We start from the raw sequence: 24,903 nt of genomic DNA on the forward strand, positions 1-24,903 counted from the left end.
TAATGGAGTATATACCTAGACTAAAAGAAGAATATAAGAGCAGAGTAATTGCTGCTCTTAAAGAGGAATTCGGATACGTAAACGTAATGCAGGTTCCTAAATTGGAAAAAATCGTTTTAAGTAAAGGAGTTGGTGCAGCTGTATCTGATAAAAAATTAATTGACTATGCAGTTGATGAGTTAACAAAGATCACTGGACAGAAAGCAATATCTACTATCTCAAAGAAAGACGTTGCGTCTTTTAAATTGAGAAAAGGGATGCCTATTGGAGCAAAAGTTACTTTACGTGGAGAAAGAATGTATGAGTTTTTAGATAGACTTATTACTTCAGCTTTGCCACGTGTAAGAGATTTTAGTGGTATTAAAGCTACTGGTTTTGACGGAAGAGGAAATTACAACCTTGGTGTTTTAGAGCAAATCATTTTCCCAGAAATTGATATTGACAAAGTAAATAAAATATCAGGAATGGATATCTCTTTTGTAACTACTGCAAAAACAGATAAAGAAGCAAAGTCTCTATTGACAGAATTAGGATTACCTTTTAAAAAGAATTAAGACATGGCTAAAGAATCAATGAAAGCCCGCGAGGTTAAGAGAGAAAAAACAGTAGCTAAGTATGCTGAGAAAAGAAAAGCTTTGTTAGAAGCTGGAGATTTCGTAGGTTTGCAAAAGTTACCAAAAAATGCTTCGCCAGTTCGTTTGCACAATCGTTGTAAATTAACAGGTAGACCAAGAGGGTATATGCGTCAATTCGGTCTTTCACGTGTTACATTTCGTGAAATGGCAAACAATGGATTGATACCTGGTGTTAAAAAAGCATCTTGGTAAGACGTAATTTATTACGTTCTGATACAGACTTAACTTACGTTTTGTCTGTATCATAAATATTTATAAATTGGTTTAAGGTTCGGCAAATCGTTTGTTGAAAACCAAGACCGCAAATTAATACATATGTATACAGATCCTATTGCAGATTATTTGACAAGAGTTCGTAACGCTGTGGCTGCAAACCACAAGGTTGTTGAAATTCCTGCATCTAATCTAAAAAAAGAAATAACTAAGATCTTATTTGATCAAGGTTATATCTTGAGTTACAAATTTGAAGACAACGCTGTTCAGGGTTCAATCAAAATCGCCTTAAAGTATGATAAGGATACTAAGGAGTCAGTAATTAAAGATATCCAAAGAATTAGTAAACCAGGTTTACGTAAATATTCAAGTTCTTCAAGTATTCCTAGAATCCTTAACGGATTAGGAATTGCTATTGTTTCTACTTCTAAAGGTTTAATGACTGGAAAGAAAGCTAAACAATTGAATGTTGGTGGCGAAGTAATTTGTTACGTATACTAATTTTAAAGACTATATAAGATGTCAAGAATAGGTAAAAGCCCAGTAACAATTCCTGCAGGAGTAACTGTTTCAGTTGCTAACGGTATTATTACGGTAAAAGGAAAAAATGGTCAACTAACTCAGGAGTTTTCGGACGTAACTGTAACAGTTGAAGGGGATCTAGTTCAAGTAGATAGATCTTCTGATCACAAAGACCAAAGAGCAAAACACGGTTTGTACAGATCTTTAATCAATAACATGATTATTGGTGTAACAGACGGTTTTACTAAGTCATTAGAATTGGTAGGAGTTGGTTATAGAGCTTCAAATCAAGGACAGAAATTAGATTTAGCACTTGGTTACTCTCACAATATAGTTTTAGAAATTGCTCCTGAAGTGACTTTAGAAACTATATCTGAAAAAGGTAAAAACCCAATTGTTAAATTAACATCATTTGACAAACAACTTTTAGGTCAGGTAGCTGCGAAAATCAGAGGTTTCCGTAAGCCTGAACCGTACAAAGGAAAAGGTGTTAAATTTGTGGGTGAAGTATTAAGAAGAAAAGCAGGTAAATCAGCTTAAAAAATAAGATTATGTCATTAACAAAACCTGAAAGAAGACAACGAATTAGATTCAGAATTAGAAAGTCAATTAGTGGTACAGCTACTAATCCAAGACTATCTGTATTTAGAAGTAACAAAGAAATTTACGCTCAACTTATTGATGACGTAAACGGAGTTACTTTGTTGGCGGCTTCTTCAAGAGAAAAAGAAATAGGTAACGGTACGAATATTGAAGTTGCTACAGCAGTTGGGAAATTAGTTGCTGAGAAAGCTTTAAAAGCTGGGATAAGCGTGATAACTTTCGATAGAGGAGGTTATTTGTATCATGGTCGTATTAAATCATTAGCGGAAGGCGCAAGAGCGGCTGGACTTAAATTCTAATATAGTATGTCTAATAGTAAATACAAGAATGTAGAGTTAATAAAACCAAGTGGTCTTGAATTAAAAGATCGTTTGGTAAGTGTAAATCGTGTTACTAAGGTTACAAAGGGTGGTAGAGCTTTCGGTTTTTCTGCTATTGTAGTTGTAGGTGATGAAAACGGAGTGGTTGGACACGGATTAGGAAAGTCTAAAGATGTTTCTGAAGCAATTGCGAAAGCGGTAGAAGATGCTAAGAAAAATTTAGTAAAAATTCCTTTGAATGGTCAGTCAGTTCCTCACGAACAAAAAGGTAAATTTGGTGGTGCACGTGTATTTTTAATTCCTGCCTCTCATGGTACTGGAGTTATTGCTGGTGGAGCTGTTCGTTCAGTTCTTGAATCAGTAGGAATTCATGATGTATTATCTAAATCACAAGGATCTTCGAATCCTCACAACGTAGTTAAGGCAACTTTTGATGCTTTATTACAAATGAGAAGTGCTTATACTGTTGCAAAACAAAGAGGCGTTTCTTTAGAAAAAGTTTTTAAAGGTTAATTCTAGGAAATTATGGCTAAATTATTAGTAAAACAAGTTAGAAGCAAAATCAACTGTCCTCTTACTCAAAAGAGAGGATTGGAAGCTTTAGGTCTACGTAAAATGGGACAAGTTGTAGAGCATGATTCAAACCCTACAATCCTTGGGATGATAAATAAAGTTAAACACTTAGTTTCTGTTGAAGAAGCTAAATAACAAATACTGTTATGAATTTAAGTAACTTACAACCTGCTGAAGGTTCTACACACAATCAAAATAAGAGATTAGGTAGAGGAGAAGGTTCTGGAAAAGGTGGTACTTCTGCAAGAGGACACAAAGGAGCAAAATCTCGTTCTGGTTATTCTAAGAAGATTGGTTTTGAAGGTGGACAAATGCCACTCCAAAGACGTGTACCAAAGTTTGGTTTTACAAACATCAATCGTAAAGATTACGAAGGTGTAAATCTTGATACACTTCAACTATTAGTTGATAATGGTGTTATTAAAGATACTGTTGATATGACAGTTTATGTTGCTAATCGTTTAGCTACTAAAAATGAAATCGTTAAGATTTTAGGTAGAGGTGAATTGACAGCAAAATTAAAAGTAACCGCTCACAAATTTACTGCTACTGCTAAAGCTGCTATTGAAGCTGCTGGTGGAGAAGCTGTAACAATGTAATTTTTCTATTAATATGAAGAAATTTATTGAATCAATAAGTAATGTTTGGAAAATAGAAGAACTGAAAAATAGAATTCTAATCACCTTAGGTCTACTTTTAGTTTATCGTTTCGGGGCTCAAGTTACCCTACCAGGCATTGATGCTACACAGTTAGGTAATTTAGCTGGGCAAACCAAAGAAGGAATTGGTTCAATTCTTGACATGTTTACCGGAGGTGCATTTTCTCAAGCTTCTGTTTTTGCTTTAGGAATTATGCCTTACATTTCTGCTTCCATTGTGGTTCAGTTGATGGGAATTGCGATTCCTTATTTACAAAAACTTCAAAGTGATGGAGAAAGTGGTAGAAAGAAGATTAATCAAATTACTCGTTGGTTGACAATTGGAATTACTTTAGTTCAAGGTCCAACTTATATCTATAATTTATATAGAACATTACCTAGTAATGCATTTTTATTGGGATTCAATTCATTTGAATTCTTGTTTTCATCAGTTGTTATTTTAGTTACAGGTACAATTTTTGCCATGTGGTTAGGAGAAAAGATTACTGATAAAGGAATTGGAAATGGTATATCTTTGTTGATTATGGTTGGGATATTGGCTAGATTGCCACAAGCATTCATCCAAGAGTTTACAACTAGGGTTACCAATAACAATGGTGGTCCAATGTTGCTGGTTATTGAAATTATCATCTGGTTACTGGTTATTATTTGTTGTGTACTATTAGTAATGGCGGTTCGGAGAATTCCAGTGCAATATGCTCGTCGTACAACTTCAGGTGATTTCGAACAAGATATGCTGAATGGAAATAGACAATGGATTCCATTAAAGCTTAATGCTTCAGGAGTTATGCCAATTATATTTGCACAAGCGATCATGTTTATACCAGCAGCTTTAGCTGGTTTGTCTAAATCAGATGCGTCACAGTCAATCGTTGGTGCTTTTAGTAATATGTTTGGGTTTTGGTATAATTTAGTATTTGCAACATTAATAATTGTATTTACATTTTTTTACACCGCGATCACAGTTCCTACTAATAAGATGTCAGATGATTTAAAGAGAAGCGGAGGTTTTATTCCTGGTATTAGACCTGGAGTGGAAACATCTGATTATCTTGATAAAGTGATGTCTTTAATAACGTTCCCAGGATCATTATTTCTGGCTTTAATTGCTGTGTTCCCGGCAATAATTGTTAGTGTTATGGATGTTCAGCAGTCTTGGGCAATGTTTTTTGGAGGTACTTCATTAATAATTATGGTTGGTGTTGCCATAGATACAATGCAGCAAATCAATTCATATTTGTTGAATAAACATTATGATGGTTTAATGAAAAGTGGTAAAAATAGAAAAGCAGTAGCTTAATTTTATGGCAAAACAATCAGCAATAGAACAAGACGGATCAATCATTGAGGCATTATCAAATGCTATGTTCCGTGTAGAGTTAGAAAATGGACATATTGTAATCGCACATATATCTGGAAAAATGCGCATGCATTACATCAAATTATTACCTGGTGATAAAGTGAAACTAGAAATGAGCCCTTACGATTTGTCAAAAGCAAGAATTACTTATAGATATTAAAGGATATTCAAAATGAAAGTTAGAGCTTCAATAAAAAAGAGAAGTCCCGAGTGCAAAATTGTGCGAAGAAAAGGGAGATTGTACGTAATAAACAAAAAGAATCCTAGATTTAAACAAAGACAAGGATAATTATGGCAAGAATAGCAGGGGTAGATATCCCAAAAAATAAGAGAGGTGTTATAGCACTTACCTATATCTTTGGATTAGGAAAAAGTAGAGCTGTTGAGATTTTAGAAAAAGCTCAAGTTAGCCAAGATAAAAAAGTTCAAGACTGGAATGATGATGAGATCGGAGCAATTCGTGAAGCAGTATCGACTTTCAAAATTGAAGGAGAATTGCGTTCTGAAGTTTCTTTAAACATCAAGCGTTTAATGGATATTGGATGTTATAGAGGTATCCGTCATAGATCTGGTCTTCCATTAAGAGGACAAAGAACTAAAAACAACTCTAGAACAAGAAAAGGTAAAAGAAAAACTGTTGCTAACAAGAAAAAAGCAACTAAATAATAAGTAATATGGCTAAAGCAACTGCAAAAAAACGTAAAGTTATCGTTGAATCAACGGGAGAAGCTCATATTTCTGCTACTTTTAACAATATCATCATTTCTTTGACAAACAAAAAAGGTGAAGTTATTTCTTGGTCTTCAGCTGGAAAAATGGGTTTTAGAGGTTCTAAAAAGAATACTCCATACGCAGCCCAAATGGCAGCAGAAGATTGTAGTAAAGTAGCTCTTGAAGCTGGACTTAAAAAAGTGAAAGTGTATGTAAAAGGACCAGGAAACGGACGTGAGTCTGCTATCCGTTCTTTACATAACGGTGGAATTGAAGTGACTGAGATTATCGATGTTACTCCAATGCCTCACAACGGATGTCGTCCTCCAAAGAGACGTAGAGTTTAATTATATATTTAAGTATAACTAGGTAGAATATACGATTATCGAAGGATATGACCTGAATTCATAATCTCTACCTTAATTTAATTTTTAGAAATGGCAAGATATACTGGTCCAAAAACTAGAATTGCGCGTAAATTTGGCGAAGCAATCTTCGGAGATGATAAATCTTTCGAGAAAAGAAATTATCCACCTGGACAACACGGGATGGCTAAAAAAAGAGGAAAAAAATCTGAATATGCAATCCAGTTAATGGAAAAGCAAAAAGCTAAATATTCTTATGGAATTTTAGAAAAACAATTCAGAGGTTTATTCAAAAAAGCATCGGCTACTAAAGGTGTTACTGGTGAGGTTCTTTTACAATTGTGTGAAGCAAGATTAGATAACGTTGTTTTTAGAATGGGTATCGCTCCTTCTAGAAGAGGCGCTAGACAATTAGTTTCTCATAGACATGTTACCGTAAACGGTGATGTAGTAAATATTGCTTCTTATCACCTTAAACCTGGTGACAAAGTTGCTGTTCGTGAAAAATCTAAATCTTTAGATGCTATCGAACGTTCTTTATCTAATTCAAGTCATGTTTATGAATGGATTACTTGGAATAATGACGTTAAAGAAGGTACTTTCGTTTCTGTACCAGCTAGACTTCAGATCCCAGAAAACATTAAAGAACAATTAATCGTAGAGTTGTACAACAAATAATAATTGACTTAGTCGAAATTTATGGCAATATTTAATTTTCAGAAGCCCGATAAAGTTATCATGATCGATTCCACCGATTTTGAAGGTAAGTTTGAATTTAGACCTTTAGAACCTGGTTACGGATTGACCGTTGGTAATGCACTTAGAAGAGTTTTGCTTTCAGCATTAGAAGGTTATGCAATTACATCTGTTCGCATTGAAGGTGTAGATCATGAGTTTTCTACTATTTCAGGAGTTGTTGAAGACGTTACCGAAATTATTCTTAATCTAAAACAAGTACGTTTTAAACGTCAAATTGAAGATATAGATAATGAAGCAGTTACTATTTCTGTTTCAGGTAAAGATCAATTAACAGCTGGTGATTTTCAAAAATTTATTTCAGGTTTCCAAGTTTTGAATCCAGAACTAGTTATCTGTAATTTAGATAGTAAAATCAAACTTAATTTCGATTTAACAATTGAAAAAGGTAGAGGATATGTCCCTGCTGAAGAAAACAAAAAACAGAATGCTGCAATTGGAACTATTTTTACTGATTCAATTTTTACTCCGGTAAAAAATGTAAAATATGCGATTGAAAACTTCCGTGTTGAGCAAAAAACAGATTATGAAAAATTAGTTTTTGAAATTAAAACTGATGGATCAATCAATCCTAAAGATGCTCTTACTGAGGCTGCAAAAGTTTTAATTCACCATTTCATGTTGTTTTCTGACGAAAGAATTACACTTGAGGCTGACGAAATTGCACAAACAGAATCGTATGATGAAGAGTCATTACACATGAGACAATTGCTTAAAACTAAGCTTGTTGATATGGATCTTTCTGTTAGAGCATTAAATTGCTTGAAAGCGGCTGAAGTTGATACACTTGGTGATTTAGTATCGTTCAATAAAAATGACCTAATGAAATTCCGTAATTTTGGTAAAAAATCTTTAACTGAACTTGATGAGCTTGTTGCAGTTAAAAATTTGAACTTCGGTATGGATTTAGCAAAATACAAACTAGATAAAGAATAATCTAATCCGCTTAGGCGGATTAAATTTCATAAAGCAATGAGACACGGAAAAAAATTCAATCACTTAAGCAGACAGACTGCACATAGAAAATCTATGTTAGCTAATATGGCTTGTTCTCTTATTGAGCACAAACGTATTAACACTACTGTTGCTAAAGCAAAAGCGCTTAAACAATTTGTTGAGCCTTTAATAACAAAATCAAAACAAGATACGACTCACAATCGTCGTATCGTTTTTGCTTACTTGCGTAGCAAATATGCCGTAACTGACCTGTTCAGAGACGTTGCCGCTAAAGTAGGAGACCGTCCCGGTGGATACACTCGTATCATTAAAGTTGGAAATCGTTTAGGAGATAATGCTGATATGGCAATGATCGAATTAGTAGATTTTAATGAACTTTACAACGGTGGTAAAAAAGAAGTTAAAAAAGCAAAAAGTCGTCGTGGTGGTAAAGCTAAAAAAGCTGATGAAGCTACGGAAGCTGCAGTTGCAGATTCAAGCGCAAGCGAAGGATCAAAAAAAACTGAACCAACTACTGATACTGCTGAGTAATTATGAAAATAATCACTCTATAAAAATCAAGGATAAGCTAATAATAGTTTATCCTTTTTTTTTGATATTTTTTTAAAAGAAATGATTCAGGAACAGTTTTTTGTAATAGAATATCCGACTCGCTTTTCTAAGTGGCTTTTTTCTAATTGTTTTGTTATCTCCAATTTGAATTGGGATATGACCTGAACTAGGAGTCGAAGTATTTTTTACTATTATTGCAGCTGATATTATACTAAAAGTGAGATTTCTTAAAACAAGAATTTCGAGCTGCTTTATATTTTTTAAAAAATAATAATTTTAAAATCATTGCAACCATTGCTTTAAAGAATTAAGTTTGCAAAATATCTAACTACGCATGAAACCAGTTTTTCTAGTTCCATGAAACTATTAAAAAAATAATAGAAATCAACGAATGAAATATACAACACGACAAAGCGCGATACTCTTACTAAGTGACGGAACTATTTTTCACGGTAAATCCATTGGAATCAGTGGAACTACTTTTGGAGAGGTTTGTTTTAATACCGGAATGACTGGTTACCAAGAGATATTTACAGATCCCTCTTATTTTGGTCAAATAATGGTGGCGACCAATGCCCACATCGGAAATTATGGTGTAAATGAAAAGGAAATTGAATCTAGCAGTATTAAAATCTCAGGTTTAGTTTGTAAAAATTTCAGCTTTAATTATTCACGCGAAGACGCATCAGGAAGTTTAGAAAATTACTTTATAGAACAAAATCTTATTTGCATTTCTGATGTTGATACAAGAGCTTTGGTGAGTTATATTCGTGAAAATGGAGCTATGAATGCAGTCATTTGTACGGATGGTTCTACTGTGGAAGAGTTAAAGGAGGCATTAGCAAAAGTTCCTGACATGAATGGGTTAGAGTTGGCTTCTAAGGTATCTACCAAGGAAGCTTATTATTACGGTGATGAAAATGCGACCTTCAAAATTTCGGCTCTTGATTTAGGAATCAAAATGAATATTCTTCGGAATCTTGCTGAAAGAGATTGCTATATAAAAGTTTTTCCTTTTAATTCATCCTATCAGGATATGGAGTCCTTCAATCCGGATGGTTATTTCTTATCTAATGGTCCTGGAGATCCAGAGCCACTTTCAAGTGCGATTGAAGTAGCCAAAGTAATTATTGAAAATAATAAACCTTTATTTGGGATCTGTCTTGGACATCAAGTTATTGGTTTGGCCAACGGAGTTTCGACATACAAAATGTTTAATGGCCATAGAGGTATAAACCATCCTGTGAAAAATATTGTTACTGGAAAAGGTGAAATAACTTCTCAAAACCATGGTTTTGCCGTAAATAAAGAAGAATTAGACAACCATCTGGAGTTAGAAATTACACATGTGCATCTCAATGATGGAACTGTAGCGGGAATGCGTATGAAAAATAAAAACTGTTTTTCAGTTCAGTACCATCCGGAAGCCAGTCCAGGTCCTCATGATTCCTCTTATTTATTTGATCAATTTATTGAGAATATTAAAGGGTAACTTTTTTTAGTAGCCATACAGTATTAAATGCTTCATATTAAAATATTTAGGGATTGTCTTTTGTCAAAAAGTCAATCCCTTTTTATTTTTAAATTGGTATTGAACTACTATACACGTCTTTTATTACTGAAATTATGTGTTATGATTTACGTTTTAATGCCGATTTTACAGATTGATGGCTATCGCTAATTATGCTTTTTGTATTTAAAATTCGGTTCGTTTTCCGCGGCAAAAGGTTGTATTTCTTTTTTTTGATAGTATGGCATTTATCTGGTCTCTTCTTCTCAGTTAAGTTAGAATTAAATTTTCTACTGATGGATTAGACTTAAATCACTAAAACCTTTTTTTTGGAAGCCGAAAAGGAATTGTACGGAAGTTTAAAATGATCACTATTGGTAATTAATTTTCATCAATTTAGTAAGGTATGTGCAGCACTAAATTCTTTTTCGAACTTTCAGTTTTTGAGTTTTAATTATATTTTATAGTTTTAGATTGCGGTAAAGGAAAATTATGAAATTTTTCATCATCTTTTTTATTCAAAACTGGAGGTATCTGTTTTCTACAAATAATTACAACGTTTTCGTTAATAAGATTCGTTGTTTTCATAAAATGAATCAAAAAGATAGAATATATTTGTGTTTTAAAATTTAAAAATTCGGTATATGAGTATAATTATCAAAATTCACGCAAGACAAATTTTCGATTCTAGAGGAAATCCTACAATAGAAGTAGATGTAATTACAGATAATGGTGTTTTAGGAAGAGCTGCAGTACCCTCTGGAGCATCAACTGGAGAGCATGAAGCAATGGAGTTGCGTGATGGAGGAAAGGCTTACCTTGGAAAAGGAGTTTTGAATGCAGTGAAAAATGTGAATACCCTTATTTCTGATGAGCTTTTAGGAGTTTCAATTTTTGAGCAAAATCTGATTGATCAAATGATGATTGATTTGGATGGTACCCCTAATAAATCAAACTTGGGTGCAAACGCAATTTTAGGAGTTTCCTTGGCTGTAGCCAAAGCTGCTGCAAATGAATTGGGTTTGCCACTGTATAGATATGTAGGTGGTGTTTCTGCAAACACATTACCAGTGCCGATGATGAATATTATCAACGGAGGATCACATTCTGATGCGCCGATCGCCTTTCAAGAATTTATGATTTTTCCTGTGAAAGCAACTTCTTTCTCCCACGCAATGCAAATGGGGACAGAAATTTTTCATAGTTTGAAAAAAGTATTACATGATAGAGGACTTTCTACTGCTGTAGGTGATGAAGGTGGTTTTGCACCAAATCTTCCTGGAGGTACTGAAGATGCTTTGGACACCATCAAAAAAGCAGTTGAAAACGCAGGGTATAGTTTTGGTGATGAAATCATGATCGCTTTGGATTGTGCTGCAGCAGAGTTTTATGTAAATGGTAAGTATGATTATTCTAAATTTGAAGGTGAAACAGGTAAGATTAGATCTTCTGCGGAGCAAGTGGATTATTTAGCGGAACTAGCCTCTAAATATCCAATTATTTCTATCGAAGACGGTATGGATGAAAATGACTGGGAGGGATGGAAGTTATTAACTGATAAAATTGGAGATAAAGTGCAATTAGTTGGAGATGATTTATTCGTTACCAACGTAACGCGTTTGTCAACAGGTATAGAAAAAGGAATTGCTAATTCTATTCTTATTAAGGTAAATCAAATAGGGACTTTGACTGAAACTATTGCGGCTGTAAATATGGCTAAAAATGCAGGATATACATCCGTAATGTCACATCGTTCGGGAGAAACAGAAGACAATACGATTGCAGATTTAGCAGTAGCTTTAAATTGTGGTCAAATTAAAACAGGTTCTGCTTCACGATCGGATCGTATGGCTAAATACAATCAATTGCTTAGGATTGAAGAAGAATTGGGCGATACTGCTTATTTTCCTGGTAAAAATGCTTTCAAAATAAAATAAATTCCTACGATATTTTTATTTAAAGCCATTCACGTACTGTGAGTGGCTTTTTTTGGTAATATTTAACAATTTCGTTGTGGAATTCTCTTTTTAATTAGTGTTTAATTCCCTAGATTTGATAAATTATTATTTTAAAAGTTTATTTTCAATATATTATGTCAAAAATAGCAACATTAGAAATTGATGGAAAGAAAATTGAGCTTCCTGTAGTCGTAGGGAGTGAAAACGAAGTTGCCATCGATATTAACAAATTACGTGATTTAACCGGTATTATTACGCTTGATCCGGGCTATAAAAATTCAGGTTCCTGCAAAAGTGATATCACTTTTCTTGATGGAGAATTAGGAATTCTTCGTTATAGAGGCTATTCAATAGAAGATTTAGCAGCAAAAGCTGATTTTCTAGAAGTGTCTTACCTTTTGATTTTTGGAGAATTGCCAAACATGAAGCAGTTAGCGCAATTTGAAACTGATATCAGGAAATACACTTTGGTTAATGAAGAGATGAAGAGCATCATTGATGGCTTTCCTAAAACAGCGCATCCAATGGGCGTTTTAGCAGCTTTGACGAGTGCATTGACTGCATTTAACCCGAAATCGGTTAATGTTGATAATGAAAAAGAAATGTATGAGGCCGTTTGTAAAACTATGGGTAAATTCATGGTAATAGCAACTTGGACCTACAGAAAAAGCATGGGTTATCCTTTGAATTATTATGATAATACCAAAGGATATGTTGAAAACTTTATGCGATTAATGTTCGAATTACCTACTGAGCCGTACACTGCAAATCCTATAGTTATCGATGCATTGGATAAATTATTCATACTTCACGGTGATCACGAACAGAACTGTTCTACCTCTACTGTTAGGATGGTAGGATCCTCTCACGCAGGATTGTTTGCTTCAATATCGGCAGGAGTTTCTGCACTTTGGGGACCATTGCATGGTGGAGCAAATCAAGCGGTGCTGGAAATGTTAGAGGAAATTCATAGAAATGGTGGTGATGCTGATAAATACATGGCGAAAGCCAAAGATAAAAATGATCCCTTCCGTTTAATGGGTTTTGGCCATAGAGTTTATAAAAATTTCGATCCAAGAGCAAAAATTATCAAGAAAGCTGCCAATGAGGTTTTAGCCACATTGGGAGTTGAGGATCCAATCCTTGCCATAGCTAAAAAACTAGAAGAAGCTGCTCTGGAAGACGAATATTTTAAATCAAGAAATTTATATCCAAATGTTGATTTCTATTCTGGGATCATCTACAGAGCATTAGGGATTCCTACAGATATGTTTACGGTGATGTTTGCCATAGGTCGTTTACCAGGTTGGATCGCACAATGGAAAGAAATGCGTGAAAATAAAGAGCCAATAGGAAGACCAAGACAAATTTATACCGGACATCCTTTGAGGGATTTTGTCCCAACAGATAAAAGATAAAATCAGTTTAAAAAGCTTCACGAATTTGTGAAGCTTTTTTTATATTTGCCAAAAGCTAAAAAGATATGTTAGAATTAAAGGTAAATAATGAAACTTCGAAACTGAGGGCAGTAGTGCTTGGTTCGGCCGTTGATAATGGACCTACTCCAAAGGCTGAAGAGGCCTACGATCCGAAATCATTAGAGCATATCTTAGCGGGAACCTACCCAAAGGAACAGGATATGGTTAATGAAATGGAGGCATTTAATACGGTGTTGAAAAAATATGACGTCACGGTTTTTCGTCCAGAGCAGATTGAAAATTACAATCAAATATTTACTAGGGATATTGGTTTTGTTATTGATGATGTTTTTGTAAAATCTAATATTCTACCAAATCGCGAACGAGAATTAGATGCGATTCAATACATCATTGATCAAATTAATCCTAAAAAAGTGGTCCGTCCACCTGAGGAAGTTCATATCGAAGGAGGTGATGTTATGTTGTGGAATGAGTATATTTTTATTGGCACTTATAAAGGAAGTGATTATAAAGAGTACATCACTGCACGAACAAACCTGCAAGGAGTTCAATATATTAAAGATCTGTTTCCAAATAAAATTGTCAAAGAATTTGATTTGGTTAAATCTAAAATTGACGCCCGTGATAATGCCTTGCATTTAGATTGTTGTTTTCAACCAGTGGGGAATGATAAAGGGATTATTTACAAGAACGGATTCCGGGAGGAAGCAGACTATTTGTTTTTAGTTCATCTTTTTGGAAAAGACAATTTATTTCACATCACTAGAGACGAAATGTACCACATGAATTCGAATGTTTTTTCTATCGATACCAATGTAGTAGTTTCTGAAAGAAATTTTACGCGACTTAACAATTGGTTGCGTGCAAACGGTTTTGTGGTAGAAGAGATTCCGTACGCAGAAATCGCAAAACAGGAAGGGTTATTGCGATGTACGACTTTACCTTTAAAAAGGGATTAATTTTAGATAGAGGCGCATAGTAGGAGAGACGCAATGCAATGCGTTGCAACAAAAAATAAAATAAAAATCATGAAACAAACCACAAATTCTATAGTTATGATTCGCCCCGTTGCGTTTCGAATGAACGAACAAACCGCAGTTAACAATTATTACCAAAAAGTACTGGACGGTTTGTTGCCAGCAACCGTAAATGCAAAGGCGCAACAAGAATTTGATGTTTTTGTCGAGAAATTAAGAGCAGTGGGTGTAGATGTAACCGTTGTGGATGATACCTTGAGTCCGGATACGCCTGACAGCATTTTTCCTAACAATTGGATTTCATTTCACGAGAATGGTGATGTGGTATTGTATCCCATGTTTGCCGAAAATCGTCGTGAAGAACGTCGTGAAGAAATTCTAGATATGTTGGAGGACAAAGGTTTTGTTATCAATAATATTGTAGACTACACATCGGCAGAGGAAGATGGTTTTTTCTTAGAGGGAACAGGAAGTTTACTTTTAGACAGAGAAAATAGTAAAGCTTATTGCGCTTTGTCACCAAGAGCAGATGAAGAATTGTTTATCGAATTTTGCGAAGATTTTGATTATGCTCCCTTAATTTTTGAAGCTTTTCAAACCGTCGATGGAGAACGAAAACTAATTTATCACACCAATGTAATGATGTGCTTAGGCGAAACTTTTGCTGTAATTTGTTCGGATTGTATTGATGATAAAAAAGAACGCAAAATGGTTCTTGATAATCTTAAGGAAAATGGCAAAGAAATTATTGTAATTACTGAAGCCCAAATGAACAATTTTGCAGGGAATATGCTTGAAGTTCGTGGAAGTAATGATAAAAGATATTTAGTAATGAGTGCTGCAGCGCATCAAGCGTTAACGCCAAAGCAGATCGAACAATTAGAAAAACATGCTGAAATTTTGAGTTCGAGCTTAGATACAATTGAAGCGTGCGGTGGCGGAAGCGCCAGATGTATGATGGCAGAGATTTTCCTGCCTAGGAAATAAAGAAAAACCGGATAAAATTATTATCCGGTTTTTTTATGGCTTTACTTTAGGAGAGATTCCCTTTTATAATATTGATAATTGCACTTACAATATATTGTATTCCTATCGCAATTACAATGAATCCTACGATTCTCGATATGGCAACAATGCCGGATACTCCCAGTATTTTTGCTAAATAATGCGCGCTTTTAAGGATTAAAAATATGGTCACTGCAATAGCAAGAATAGCGATTGAAGAAATTAAAATCTCCATCGTTGAATTGTGTTCCTGATAAAATGCAATAAGTAATGATATGGAACCCGGTCCAGCAAGCATAGGAATGGCAAGCGGTGTTAAGGCAATGTCATTTCTTTTTTGAGCATCAGATTCTGCTTTTTTATTGATTCCCCTCTTTTTATTAAATTCTCCCGAAAGCAACGAAAATCCAGAGTTTACAATAATGATTCCTCCAGCTATTCGCAAGGCATCGATACTGATACCAAAGAAAATCAAAACATATTGGCCTATAAAAAAAGAGACAATTAGGATAATAAATACATTTATCGCCGTCCATAAAGAAATTCTAGAACGTTCTTTTTTGGTGTCATTTTGCGTAAGGCCCACAAAGATGGGAACCGTACCAATAGGGTTTAAAACTGAAAAAAGAGCGACAAACAGATAAATAAATAAATCCATATTTTGTTTTTAAGACTGTAAAAATACTCTTTTTTTGCTTTTTAAAGTTAAGCTACTGTTTTTTATTGCTTTGAGAACTAAACCGTAAAATTGTTAAACGAACAAACCTTTTTGATTACTTTTGCCAAATACAATTAAAGAAAATGATAAAGAGTAAAAAAACCTTGGTTCTTGGAGCAACAACGAAACCAGATAGATATGCGTTCAAAGCCATATCAATGTTAGTAGATAAAGGGCATTCCGTGCTTGCGCTAGGTCAAAATGCTGGTGAAGTTGCGGGGGTTAAAATCCAGACTAAAGCCATTCCATTAAAAAATATCGATACCGTTACCTTATATTTAAATCCAACGCGTCAGCGTGATTATTATAATTATATCGTAGAGGCAAAACCGAAACGGGTTATTTTTAATCCCGGTACAGAAAATCCAGAATTCTATCAGTTGCTAAAATTGAACGATATTAAAGTAGAAGTGGCTTGTACATTGGTTTTATTAGCCACAAATCAGTATTAGTTTTTTTTGAAGCTATTTCCTGCTATTCATTTCAATCTTTTGATTAAAAACAGTCTTTTTCTACATATAAAAAGGAGCTTCCGTTGGTCGCTCTTTTTTTATGAGAAAAAAGTACTGTTTTTTAATCAAAAGGATTTCCATTTTTATCAGGGCTAGGAACATCGGAATTAACCTGAATTGTTAGGATTTAAACGGTTTGTTTTGCATCAGTACTGCATTTCAATAGTAAAAATCTCAAGGTGAATATTTGGAATTTAAAAAGAACAAGATTGAATAGTCAAAAAGAGTCAAGGGATTTTCTTCTCAAGATTATAAATGGTGTATCATAGAATTTAGTGTTGCTTTGGGAATCTTCGTGCAGTATTTTAAATCCGTCTTTCCGCTGCGATAGGTTTGCTTATCAATAGCAATCCAAAATAAGTTATAAGTCCATTTAGGATGATGAGTTCATTGTCAAATACGTATCCAAAAAATAAGGTCTTTGAATTTTCGCTTATAAAGTAGGTTAGCGCTGGAGCCAATAGACAGATCCATGGTACAAATTTATCTTTGACCGTTTTTGATTTGGCAAACAACCCAAAGCAATACAGTCCTAATAGTGGGCCATACGTATACGATGCTACCCTAAAAATCACTCCAACCACAGAGCTGTCATTGATTGTGTTAAAAAATACAATCACCAGAAACATTAAAAATGAAAAGGCAATATGGACATAATGTCTATTGCGCACTACGTTGGGTTTGTTTCGGTTCTCCGCTTTATCCATACCCAAAAAATCGACGCAAAACGAGGTCGTCAGAGCCGTTAATGCGGAGTCTGTGGTCGCAAAGGTAGCGGCGGTCAATCCCAATAAAAAAATGACGGATGGAATTAGCGTCAAATGATGAAAAGCAATTTCTGGAAAAAGTAAATCGGTTCTGGGTTTTCCAGTTATTAGGTCGGTAGGGACTGCAATTCCATTTTTATTCGCATAAATGTAAAGCAGGGCGCCCACACTTAAAAAGAAAATGTTGATTAGTACAAATATTCCAGTAAAGGTAAACATGTTTTTTTGGGCTTCGCCAATGTTCTTGCAGCTCAGGTTCTTTTGCATTAAATCCTGATCTAAGCCAACCATAGCAATGGTGACAAAAATCCCTCCCAGAATTTGTTTGACAAAATGAAATTTATTCGATACAAAATCGTCAAAGAAAAAGACTTTCGAATAATTGCTGTTTTTTACTGCTTCAAAAGCGTCAAAAATACCAAAGTTTAAACTTTTGCAGATGAAGTAAATGGTCAAAAAAACGGAAGTGACCAAGAAGAAAGTTTGTAATGTGTCCGTGATGATAATGGTTTTCAATCCGCCGCGGTAGGTATAAGCAAATATTAAAGCTAGCGAAATCAAAACGGTAACGGCAAATGGGATTCCGTAAAAGTCAAAAACATAGCGCTGTAGAACAATCACCACAAGATACAGTCGAAACGATGAGCCGATGGTTCTGCTAATCAAGAAAATGGTGGCGGCAGTTTTATAGGAATATATGCCCAATCGCTGTTCGATATAGCTGTAAATCGAAGTTAGATTCAAGCGGTAATATAGCGGCAAGAGTATTTTGGCAATAATGACAAAACCAATTGCATTTCCTAAAACAAATTGAAAATACTTGAATTGCTCCCCATTTGGCGATCCTACTTCCCCGGGAACCGAAATGAATGTGACTCCAGAAAGTGCCGTTCCAATCATTCCAAAAGCTACTAAATACCATTTTGAATTCTTGTTGGCTTTAAAAAAAGCATCATTTCCGCTGTCTTTTTTGCTGACAAAGTGTGAAATCAAAAATAAAATGCCAAAATAAACGATAATAAGGAGTAGGATAGTGCTTGGTGCCATTTGCTGAGTTTGAAGTGACCAAAATACGATTTTTTGGTTAATCGTTGAATCGGGAATTTGTTTATTTGAAAACCGGTACGTCTTCATCTTAACGCTCTCCAGAGGAAGGACGCCACTTTGTTGAAGAAAATGCTAATGAGATTCTCCGCTGAGACGATAAAAAGTATTGTTTAAATGGCGGACCTCAAGCTCCGCTTGTTATCAAAGTAAATTCTTTAGTGCTTTTTCCTCATTATCTCATTTTCTAATTCTTCGAATTATCTAATTGACTACTTTTGCAGTTATGGAATTTTCTTCGAAATTAATAGAGAAAGCAGTGAATGAAATGTCTCAGTTACCAGGAATTGGTAAACGAACAGCATTGCGATTGGTTTTACATTTGTTAAAACAGCCCAAAGAGCAAACCGGTTTTTTGTCACAAGCTTTGGTTGCAATGCGGGAAGATATTAAGTACTGCGAGAGTTGCCACAACATTTCGGATAGTGTGCTGTGTGAAATTTGCGCAAATAAAAGCCGTAATCACCAGATAATATGTGTTGTTGAGGACATTCGCGATGTCATGGCAATTGAAAATACCGGGCAGTTTAGAGGGATTTATCATGTGCTGGGCGGCAAAATTTCACCTATTGATGGCGTTGGCCCCAGCCAATTAAACATAACCACTTTAGTTGAAAAAGTAAAGTTGGGTGTAGTGAATGAAATTATTTTTGCCTTAAGCTCCACGATGGAAGGGGATACTACTAATTTTTATATTTACCGGCAAATAACGGACTGTGAGATACTTATTTCAACAATTGCTAGAGGAATTTCAGTAGGGGACGAACTGGAATATGCTGATGAAGTTACCCTGGGAAGAAGTATTTTACATCGAATTCCATTTGAAAAGTCTTTTAAAAACAATTAATACACGTAAAGAATAGCGATGCTTTTTAAATCGTAAATGAAAAGCTATATTTGTCGCTTAAAAAATATTAAAAATGAGCAGATCCGTACTCTATTTATTGCTAGTTACTAGTGTGTTGCTTTCCTCGTGTATCCCAACTAAGGATTTAATTTATCTGCAGAAAAAAGATAATTCGCAACCAGAAGCTACCATCGCAGCAGTAGAAGCAAAGCCCTATCGATTGCAGATCAATGATGTGTTGAGTATTACTATAAAAGCCATCGATCCTAAATTAGTGGCTATCTTTAGCCCTTCCAACGAAGGTAGTGTAGCAGGTAAGTCGGAATCGGGATTGTATTTTGATGGTTTTACAGTTGATGACCATGGTATGATTAGAGTCCCTGTTTTGGGGGATTTAAACGTGATTGGTTACACGCTAGATGAAGTAAGGATACGGCTTGAAAAGCAATTATTAGCGGAATATTTCAACAAAGAGGCAAATGTTTTCGTGACCGTAAAACTAGCGGGTTTTCGATATACAATCAATGGGGAAATAGGCGGTCCTGGCACAAAGACCTTGTTTCAAGAGCATGTGAATATCATGGAAGCTATTGCAAATGCTGGAGATATTACCATTACGGGAAATAGAAAAGAAGTTACAATCATGAGAAAAACACCAACAGGAGTTGAAATGCATGATCTTGATCTAACGGATATCAATGTAATGCGGTCCCCTTATTTTTACTTGCAGCCTAACGATTACGTATACATCAAGCCACTCAAACAGAAAACGTGGGGAACTGGAAAAACGGGAATCGAATCATTGGGAACAATTATCACACTGTTGTCACTAGCTACAACGACTTTCTTGCTGTTAAAAAATTAAAAACTAAAATTAAAAAATGTTAGATATAAAAGATTTTTCGATTTTTGAAAATCAAGTCAGTTTTGACTTTAAAGGGTTCTTAATAAAAATCGGGAGTTATTGGAAGTGGTTTTTGATCAGTTTATTGATCACTTTTACGATTGCTTATCAAGTCAATATTCGAAAGGAAAAAATCTATGGTATGGAGACGCTCATTGCCGTAAAAGAAGAAAGTAATCCGCTTTTTACGTCAAATACGAGTTTGGTCTTCAATTGGGGTGGCACCTCTGATCAGGTTCAAACCATTTCAACCACCTTGCAGTCTCGATCTCATAACGAGTTAGTAGTGGATAAGCTGCAGTATTATATTAATTACCAGGTTCAAGGGGATTATAATTTGGTCGACGCGTACGGTGCTGTTCCGTTTTTCGTAAATATTGATAAATCTAAGGGACAACTTACGGGAACGCTTATAGGGATTAAGTTTGTCAGTGAAAGTGAATATGAAATCAGAATCCCATTTGAAAATCCAAGCGTTTCTATACTCACTTATTCAAATAATACATACAGTAATACTGCAGTGGAACCGGGCGAATTTGTCAAAAAATACAAAGTCGGACAACAAGTGGCACTTCCTTTTTTAAATTGGAAATTACAAATAAATGACAATCCTGGTTTCTATAAAGGAAACGAATATTTCGTGCAGTTTAACGATTTTGACGGAACGGTTTCCGGCTACAAAGGCATCAGTGTACAGTCAGATGACAAAGGAGGTTCCATCATTACTTTAGGAATGCAAGGAACCAACAAAGCTAGAATGGTAGAATATTTGAATTCCACTGTTAAAATGCTTATCAAAAGACAGTTGGATAGTAAGAATCAATTTGCTACAAATACCATTGCTTTTATAGATAGCACATTAGTTACAATGGAATCCCAATTAAAGGAAACGGGAAACGAGCTGAAAACCTTTAGACAGGGAAAGAATATTTATGATATTGAGGAAGGCGGAGCTAAATTCTCAGAGAAGATTTTGGAGTTTGATGTCAAGAAAGACGAGGTTAATCGTAAAATGGCCTACTATAATTCCTTAAAAACATACCTTAAAAATAGCGTGAATTATGCAAAACTACCGGCACCATCGGTAGCAGGAATCGAAGATCCAAATATTGTGGTTAATGTTTCCAAGTTAATCGCCTTATCCACTCAAAGATCAGAAATGGCTTATGCGGTAAAAAGCGACAAAATTTTCAAAGATTTTGACAATCAGATGGAAGCCGTTAAAAATGTATTGCTGGAGAACATCGCCACCGCTAAATCCTCATTACAGTATGATTTAGCCATGGTTAGCAGTAAAATCAATGAAACAGAGAGTACCATAAAACAACTTCCCGAGGACCAACAAGAGCTCATAAAAATCAAAAGGAAATACGATTTAAGCGATAATATTTATAGTACTTTTTTGCAAAAAAGAAGCGAAGCAGATATTGTTAAAGCAGCCAATCTTTCCGATGTTCATTTTATAGATCCTGCCAAAGATGTGGGTGGAGGCTTGATTGGTCCCAAAACCTCTGTGAATTATGTACTGGCTTTATTTCTGGGAATTCTTTTTCCGTTGATTTTTGTCTTTGCTGTTTTTTTTATCAATAATTCGGTTCAAAATACGGAAGACATCAGCAAAATGACAAAAATTCCTTTAATAGGAGTCGTTGGAGTAAATAGAGAGCATACTAATTTGGCCGTTTATGATCGGCCTAAATCTGCTTTATCGGAGTCCTTTAGAGCCATTCGTTCGTCGCTTCAGTTTTTGTACAAACAACAAAATGTAGATGGAGCCAAAACCTTGATGATCACTTCTTCGGTCAGTGGCGAGGGAAAAACATTTTGCTCGATAAACATCGCTACCGTATTTGCCTTGAGCGAGAAAAAAACAGTAGTTATTGGTCTTGATTTAAGAAAACCCAAATTGGCATCCGAATTTAATTTGTCCAATGACGTGGGGATCGTTAATTATTTAATCAAACAAAAAACAGTTGATGAAATTATAAACCACACTCATATTCCATATTTGGACGTTATTCTATCAGGTCCTATTCCACCCAATCCTGCAGAGATGATTATGAGTGAAGGAATGGGAGCGTTAATTGAAGAATTAAAGAAAAAATACGATTATATTATTTTGGATACGCCGCCAGTAGGGTTGGTTTCTGATGCGTTAGAACTGGCGCAATATTGTGACGTGACGCTGTACATTGTAAGACAGAACTTTACTAAAAAAGACATGATTACTTTGTTAAACAATAGGGTGAAACGTGGAGAGCTGAACAATACCAGCATTATTTTAAATGGATTAGAAAATAAAGCAAAATACGGAACTGGTTATGGGTACGGCTACGGCTACGGCTACGGCTATGGAACGTATGCTAATGGTTATTATGAAGAAGAAAAGCCAAAGAGTATTTATCAAAAAATAGCACAAAAAATATTAAAAAAGCCAAGGCAGTAGCGGGTTGGTTTTAAAACAAAATAAAATGAAAGAGGACATGCAAAAAGTCATTTTAATTACGGGAGGGGCAGGTTTTATAGGGTCTAATCTGTGTGATTATTTTTTATCAAAAGGAGATAAGGTTGTTTGTTTGGATAATTTTGCAACAGGACACAGACACAATCTGAAAGACTTTATAAATCATCCTAATTTTAATTTGATAGAAGGTGATATTCGCAATGCGATAGATTGTGCAACTGCAGTAAAAGGAGTAGATTACGTTTTACATCAGGCAGCTTTAGGTTCGGTACCAAGGTCTTTGAAGGATCCTGTAACCACTAATGATGTGAATGTGACCGGTTTTCTGAATATGTTAGTAGCAGCACGTGATGAAAAAGTAAAACGTTTTATATATGCGGCAAGTTCCTCTACTTATGGAGACTCAGAATCTTTGCCAAAAGTGGAAGAGGTAATAGGAAAGCCACTTTCTCCTTATGCCATAACGAAATATGTTAATGAGTTGTATGCCGAAATTTTTAGTAAAACGTATGGTTTAGAAACGATTGGTTTGCGTTATTTTAATGTGTTTGGAAGAAAGCAGGATTCTAATGGCGCTTATGCTGCGGTTATCCCAAAATTTGTTATGCAATTGATGCAATTAGAAAGTCCAAAAATAAATGGAGACGGGAACTATTCTAGGGATTTTACTTACATTGACAATGTCATTCAAATGAATGAGCTAGCGATGTTAACAACCAACCCAGAGGCTGTGAATACGATTTATAACACGGCTTATGGCGACCGAAATACGTTGAATAATTTAGTAGATTATTTGAAAGAATATTTATCAGAATACGATCCGCGTATTGGTACTGTTAGCGTAGAATACGGTCCCAATAGAGCAGGAGATATTCCACATTCGTTAGCTAGTATTGATAAAGCAAAGGATTTGCTGGGATACGATCCACAATATTCCATGCAGGAAGGGCTAAAAGAAGCGGTTGGATGGTATTGGAATAATTTAAGATAGAAGATTTTTGTCGTCTGTTATCTGTTATGAGTTGTCTGTTATGAGTTGTGGGTTATTTGTTGTGGGTTATGAGTTATCTGTTATCTGTTGTGGGTTATGTGTTATGGGTTATGAGTTATCTGTTATGAGTTATCTGTTATCTGTTATGAGTTATCTGTTATCTGTTATGAGTTATCTGTTATGAGTTATCTGTTATGAGTTATCTGTTATGAGTTATCTGTTATGAGTTATCTGTTATTTGTTATGATTTGTCTGTTATCTGTTGTGGGTTATCTGTTTTATGTTTTGAGTTATCCGTTATGAATTTTCTGTTATTACACGAATAGTTGCGGATTGAGAATAGCCAGCAAATAAAAACAAAAGATACTCGTTAATAAACCGAAAACAGACAACAGAAAACGGAGAACCGAAAACCGAGTACGGACAACCGAGAACAGAAAACCGAAAACCGAGAACAGAAAACCGACAACCGACAACCGACAACCGAAAACAGAAAACGGACAACAGAAAACCGAGAACCGAGAACCGAGAACCGAAAACCGAGAACCGAGAACGGAAAACCGAAAACGGACAACGAACAACCGAAAACGGAGAACCGACAACCGAAAACCGACAACCGAAAACCGACAACCGAAAACCGACAACCGAAAACAGAAAACGGAAAACAGACAACCGAAAACCGAGAACCGAAAACAGACAACCGAAAACCGAGAACCGAGAACGGAAAACCGAAAACGGACAACGGACAACCGAAAACGGAGAACCGACAACCGAAAACCGACAACCGAAAACAGAAAACGGACAACCGACAACCGAAAACGAGCAACCGAAAACCGAAAATATGAAAAGCTATAAGGATTTAGATATATACACTTTGGCGTTAGCATTGTTTTATAGAACACATCGGCTTTCGTTACAATTACCAAAGTATGAATTATATGAATTAGGCAGCCAAATTAGAAGGTCCTCTGATTCTGTGGCAACTAATATTGTGGAGGGCTATGGAAGAAAAAGATATAAGATGGATTTTATAAAGTTCTTAACATATTCTCATGCAAGTAATTTGGAAACAATTTGTCATCTAGAGAAGTTAGCAGTTCTTTATCCAAATGTATCAACTGAAATGATTACTTTACAAAAAGAGTACGATATATTAGGTGCAAAATTATTTTCATTTTTACGCTATGTTGAAAGCAATTGGAATAAATTTGAGTAAAGAATTGTTTGTTATGAGTTATCTGTTATGCGTTATTTGTTGTGAGTTGTCTATTATCTGTTGTGAGTTATCTGTTGTGAGTTGTCTGTTATAGGTTATCTGTTGTGGGTTATCTGTTATCTGTTATGAGTTGTCTGTTATCTGTTATGAGTTATCTGTTGTGGGTTATGTGATATGGGTTATCTGTTTTATGTTTTGAGTTATCCGATATGAGTTTTCTGTTATTACACGAATAGTTGCGGATTGAGAATAGCTAGCAAATAAA

Annotated in this window: 29 protein-coding genes; 27 read left to right on the forward strand and 2 right to left on the reverse strand. The window is 35.1% G+C overall.

What is annotated here, in order from left to right; all coding sequences use genetic code 11:
* Window positions 1-2: 2 nt before the first annotated feature.
* The 21 genes from rplE to ctlX all read left to right on the forward strand — a co-directional run bounded on the left by rplE (window position 3) and on the right by ctlX (window position 15,097).
* The gene (gene rplE, locus IWX83_RS11140) at window positions 3-554 is read left to right on the forward strand and encodes a 50S ribosomal protein L5 (RefSeq protein ID WP_073351438.1); all 552 of its coding nucleotides are present in this window, start codon (window positions 3-5) and stop codon (window positions 552-554) included.
* A 3-nt stretch (window positions 555-557) separates the two neighbouring features.
* Window positions 558-827: a 30S ribosomal protein S14 gene (rpsN, locus tag IWX83_RS11145; RefSeq protein WP_007136553.1), complete on the forward strand. Its 270-nt coding sequence runs from the start codon at window positions 558-560 to the stop codon at window positions 825-827.
* Window positions 828-950: 123 nt separating this feature from the next.
* On the forward strand, window positions 951-1,349 hold the full coding sequence (rpsH, locus tag IWX83_RS11150) for a 30S ribosomal protein S8 (protein ID WP_026707006.1): 399 nt from the start codon (window positions 951-953) through the stop codon (window positions 1,347-1,349).
* Window positions 1,350-1,367: 18 nt separating this feature from the next.
* Window positions 1,368-1,910 carry a 50S ribosomal protein L6 gene (gene rplF, locus IWX83_RS11155; RefSeq protein WP_091173708.1) on the forward strand — a complete coding sequence of 181 codons (543 nt, stop codon included), beginning with the start codon at window positions 1,368-1,370 and terminating at the stop codon, window positions 1,908-1,910.
* 11 nt (window positions 1,911-1,921) lie between these two features.
* Window positions 1,922-2,272, forward strand: coding sequence for a 50S ribosomal protein L18 (gene rplR, locus IWX83_RS11160; RefSeq protein WP_066081012.1), 351 nt, complete (start codon window positions 1,922-1,924; stop codon window positions 2,270-2,272).
* A 6-nt stretch (window positions 2,273-2,278) separates the two neighbouring features.
* Complete coding sequence (gene rpsE / locus IWX83_RS11165) at window positions 2,279-2,806, forward strand: 30S ribosomal protein S5 (protein ID WP_066081010.1); 528 nt, start codon at window positions 2,279-2,281, stop codon at window positions 2,804-2,806.
* A gap of 12 nt (window positions 2,807-2,818) precedes the next feature.
* Window positions 2,819-3,001: a 50S ribosomal protein L30 gene (rpmD, locus tag IWX83_RS11170; protein ID WP_027310825.1), complete on the forward strand. Its 183-nt coding sequence runs from the start codon at window positions 2,819-2,821 to the stop codon at window positions 2,999-3,001.
* An 11-nt stretch (window positions 3,002-3,012) separates the two neighbouring features.
* The gene (rplO, locus tag IWX83_RS11175) at window positions 3,013-3,465 is read left to right on the forward strand and encodes a 50S ribosomal protein L15 (RefSeq protein ID WP_066081007.1); all 453 of its coding nucleotides are present in this window, start codon (window positions 3,013-3,015) and stop codon (window positions 3,463-3,465) included.
* Between the two features lie 13 nt (window positions 3,466-3,478).
* Window positions 3,479-4,825: a preprotein translocase subunit SecY gene (secY, locus tag IWX83_RS11180; RefSeq protein ID WP_066081004.1), complete on the forward strand. Its 1,347-nt coding sequence runs from the start codon at window positions 3,479-3,481 to the stop codon at window positions 4,823-4,825.
* Between the two features lie 4 nt (window positions 4,826-4,829).
* A complete protein-coding gene (gene infA, locus IWX83_RS11185) occupies window positions 4,830-5,045 on the forward strand; it encodes a translation initiation factor IF-1 (protein ID WP_007136545.1) in 216 nt (71 codons plus the stop codon).
* A 12-nt stretch (window positions 5,046-5,057) separates the two neighbouring features.
* A complete protein-coding gene (ykgO, locus tag IWX83_RS11190) occupies window positions 5,058-5,174 on the forward strand; it encodes a type B 50S ribosomal protein L36 (RefSeq protein WP_007094966.1) in 117 nt (38 codons plus the stop codon).
* 2 nt (window positions 5,175-5,176) lie between these two features.
* Window positions 5,177-5,551, forward strand: a complete 375-nt coding sequence (gene rpsM, locus IWX83_RS11195; RefSeq protein ID WP_066081001.1) for a 30S ribosomal protein S13 — start codon at window positions 5,177-5,179, stop codon at window positions 5,549-5,551.
* Between the two features lie 8 nt (window positions 5,552-5,559).
* Complete coding sequence (rpsK, locus tag IWX83_RS11200; protein ID WP_024981527.1) at window positions 5,560-5,943, forward strand: 30S ribosomal protein S11; 384 nt, start codon at window positions 5,560-5,562, stop codon at window positions 5,941-5,943.
* Between the two features lie 90 nt (window positions 5,944-6,033).
* Complete coding sequence (gene rpsD / locus IWX83_RS11205; RefSeq protein WP_066080998.1) at window positions 6,034-6,639, forward strand: 30S ribosomal protein S4; 606 nt, start codon at window positions 6,034-6,036, stop codon at window positions 6,637-6,639.
* A 21-nt stretch (window positions 6,640-6,660) separates the two neighbouring features.
* Window positions 6,661-7,653, forward strand: a complete 993-nt coding sequence (locus tag IWX83_RS11210) for a DNA-directed RNA polymerase subunit alpha (RefSeq protein WP_066080995.1) — start codon at window positions 6,661-6,663, stop codon at window positions 7,651-7,653.
* Window positions 7,654-7,689: 36 nt separating this feature from the next.
* Window positions 7,690-8,205, forward strand: a complete 516-nt coding sequence (gene rplQ, locus IWX83_RS11215) for a 50S ribosomal protein L17 (RefSeq protein ID WP_196829708.1) — start codon at window positions 7,690-7,692, stop codon at window positions 8,203-8,205.
* Between the two features lie 412 nt (window positions 8,206-8,617).
* Window positions 8,618-9,718 (forward strand): glutamine-hydrolyzing carbamoyl-phosphate synthase small subunit, encoded by a 1,101-nt coding sequence (carA, locus tag IWX83_RS11220; protein WP_196829711.1) that lies wholly within the window; start codon window positions 8,618-8,620, stop codon window positions 9,716-9,718.
* Window positions 9,719-10,380: 662 nt separating this feature from the next.
* Window positions 10,381-11,673, forward strand: coding sequence for a phosphopyruvate hydratase (gene eno / locus IWX83_RS11225; protein ID WP_196829713.1), 1,293 nt, complete (start codon window positions 10,381-10,383; stop codon window positions 11,671-11,673).
* Window positions 11,674-11,828: 155 nt separating this feature from the next.
* The gene (locus IWX83_RS11230) at window positions 11,829-13,112 is read left to right on the forward strand and encodes a citrate synthase (RefSeq protein WP_196829715.1); all 1,284 of its coding nucleotides are present in this window, start codon (window positions 11,829-11,831) and stop codon (window positions 13,110-13,112) included.
* A gap of 65 nt (window positions 13,113-13,177) precedes the next feature.
* A complete protein-coding gene (locus IWX83_RS11235) occupies window positions 13,178-14,092 on the forward strand; it encodes a dimethylarginine dimethylaminohydrolase family protein (RefSeq protein WP_196829717.1) in 915 nt (304 codons plus the stop codon).
* A 69-nt stretch (window positions 14,093-14,161) separates the two neighbouring features.
* Complete coding sequence (gene ctlX / locus IWX83_RS11240; RefSeq protein WP_196829719.1) at window positions 14,162-15,097, forward strand: citrulline utilization hydrolase CtlX; 936 nt, start codon at window positions 14,162-14,164, stop codon at window positions 15,095-15,097.
* 46 nt (window positions 15,098-15,143) lie between these two features.
* Here ctlX and IWX83_RS11245 read toward each other — a convergent pair whose 3' ends face one another.
* On the reverse strand, window positions 15,144-15,773 hold the full coding sequence (locus tag IWX83_RS11245; protein ID WP_066080979.1) for a MarC family NAAT transporter: 630 nt from the start codon (window positions 15,771-15,773) through the stop codon (window positions 15,144-15,146).
* A 146-nt stretch (window positions 15,774-15,919) separates the two neighbouring features.
* On the opposite strand from IWX83_RS11245, the gene IWX83_RS11250 reads away from it, so the two are divergent.
* On the forward strand, window positions 15,920-16,285 hold the full coding sequence (locus tag IWX83_RS11250) for a CoA-binding protein (RefSeq protein WP_196829785.1): 366 nt from the start codon (window positions 15,920-15,922) through the stop codon (window positions 16,283-16,285).
* Between the two features lie 365 nt (window positions 16,286-16,650).
* Here IWX83_RS11250 and IWX83_RS11255 read toward each other — a convergent pair whose 3' ends face one another.
* On the reverse strand, window positions 16,651-18,159 hold the full coding sequence (locus tag IWX83_RS11255; RefSeq protein WP_196829721.1) for a sodium:solute symporter: 1,509 nt from the start codon (window positions 18,157-18,159) through the stop codon (window positions 16,651-16,653).
* A gap of 283 nt (window positions 18,160-18,442) precedes the next feature.
* Here IWX83_RS11255 and recR point away from each other — a divergent pair, with 283 nt between their 5' ends.
* From recR to IWX83_RS11280, 5 genes are all read left to right on the forward strand, one after another.
* Entirely contained in the window at window positions 18,443-19,063 is a 621-nt protein-coding gene (gene recR, locus IWX83_RS11260) for a recombination mediator RecR (RefSeq protein ID WP_196829723.1), read from the forward strand.
* A 73-nt stretch (window positions 19,064-19,136) separates the two neighbouring features.
* A complete protein-coding gene (locus IWX83_RS11265; RefSeq protein ID WP_066080971.1) occupies window positions 19,137-19,928 on the forward strand; it encodes a polysaccharide biosynthesis/export family protein in 792 nt (263 codons plus the stop codon).
* Window positions 19,929-19,944: 16 nt separating this feature from the next.
* Window positions 19,945-22,413, forward strand: a complete 2,469-nt coding sequence (locus tag IWX83_RS11270) for a polysaccharide biosynthesis tyrosine autokinase (RefSeq protein WP_196829725.1) — start codon at window positions 19,945-19,947, stop codon at window positions 22,411-22,413.
* A gap of 25 nt (window positions 22,414-22,438) precedes the next feature.
* Complete coding sequence (locus tag IWX83_RS11275) at window positions 22,439-23,422, forward strand: SDR family oxidoreductase (protein WP_231379960.1); 984 nt, start codon at window positions 22,439-22,441, stop codon at window positions 23,420-23,422.
* 841 nt (window positions 23,423-24,263) lie between these two features.
* Window positions 24,264-24,638 carry a four helix bundle protein gene (locus tag IWX83_RS11280; RefSeq protein WP_196829727.1) on the forward strand — a complete coding sequence of 125 codons (375 nt, stop codon included), beginning with the start codon at window positions 24,264-24,266 and terminating at the stop codon, window positions 24,636-24,638.
* Window positions 24,639-24,903: the final 265 nt, after the last annotated feature.

Source organism: Flavobacterium sp. CG_9.1, from assembly GCF_015751645.1.
Taxonomy (GTDB): domain Bacteria; phylum Bacteroidota; class Bacteroidia; order Flavobacteriales; family Flavobacteriaceae; genus Flavobacterium; species Flavobacterium xanthum.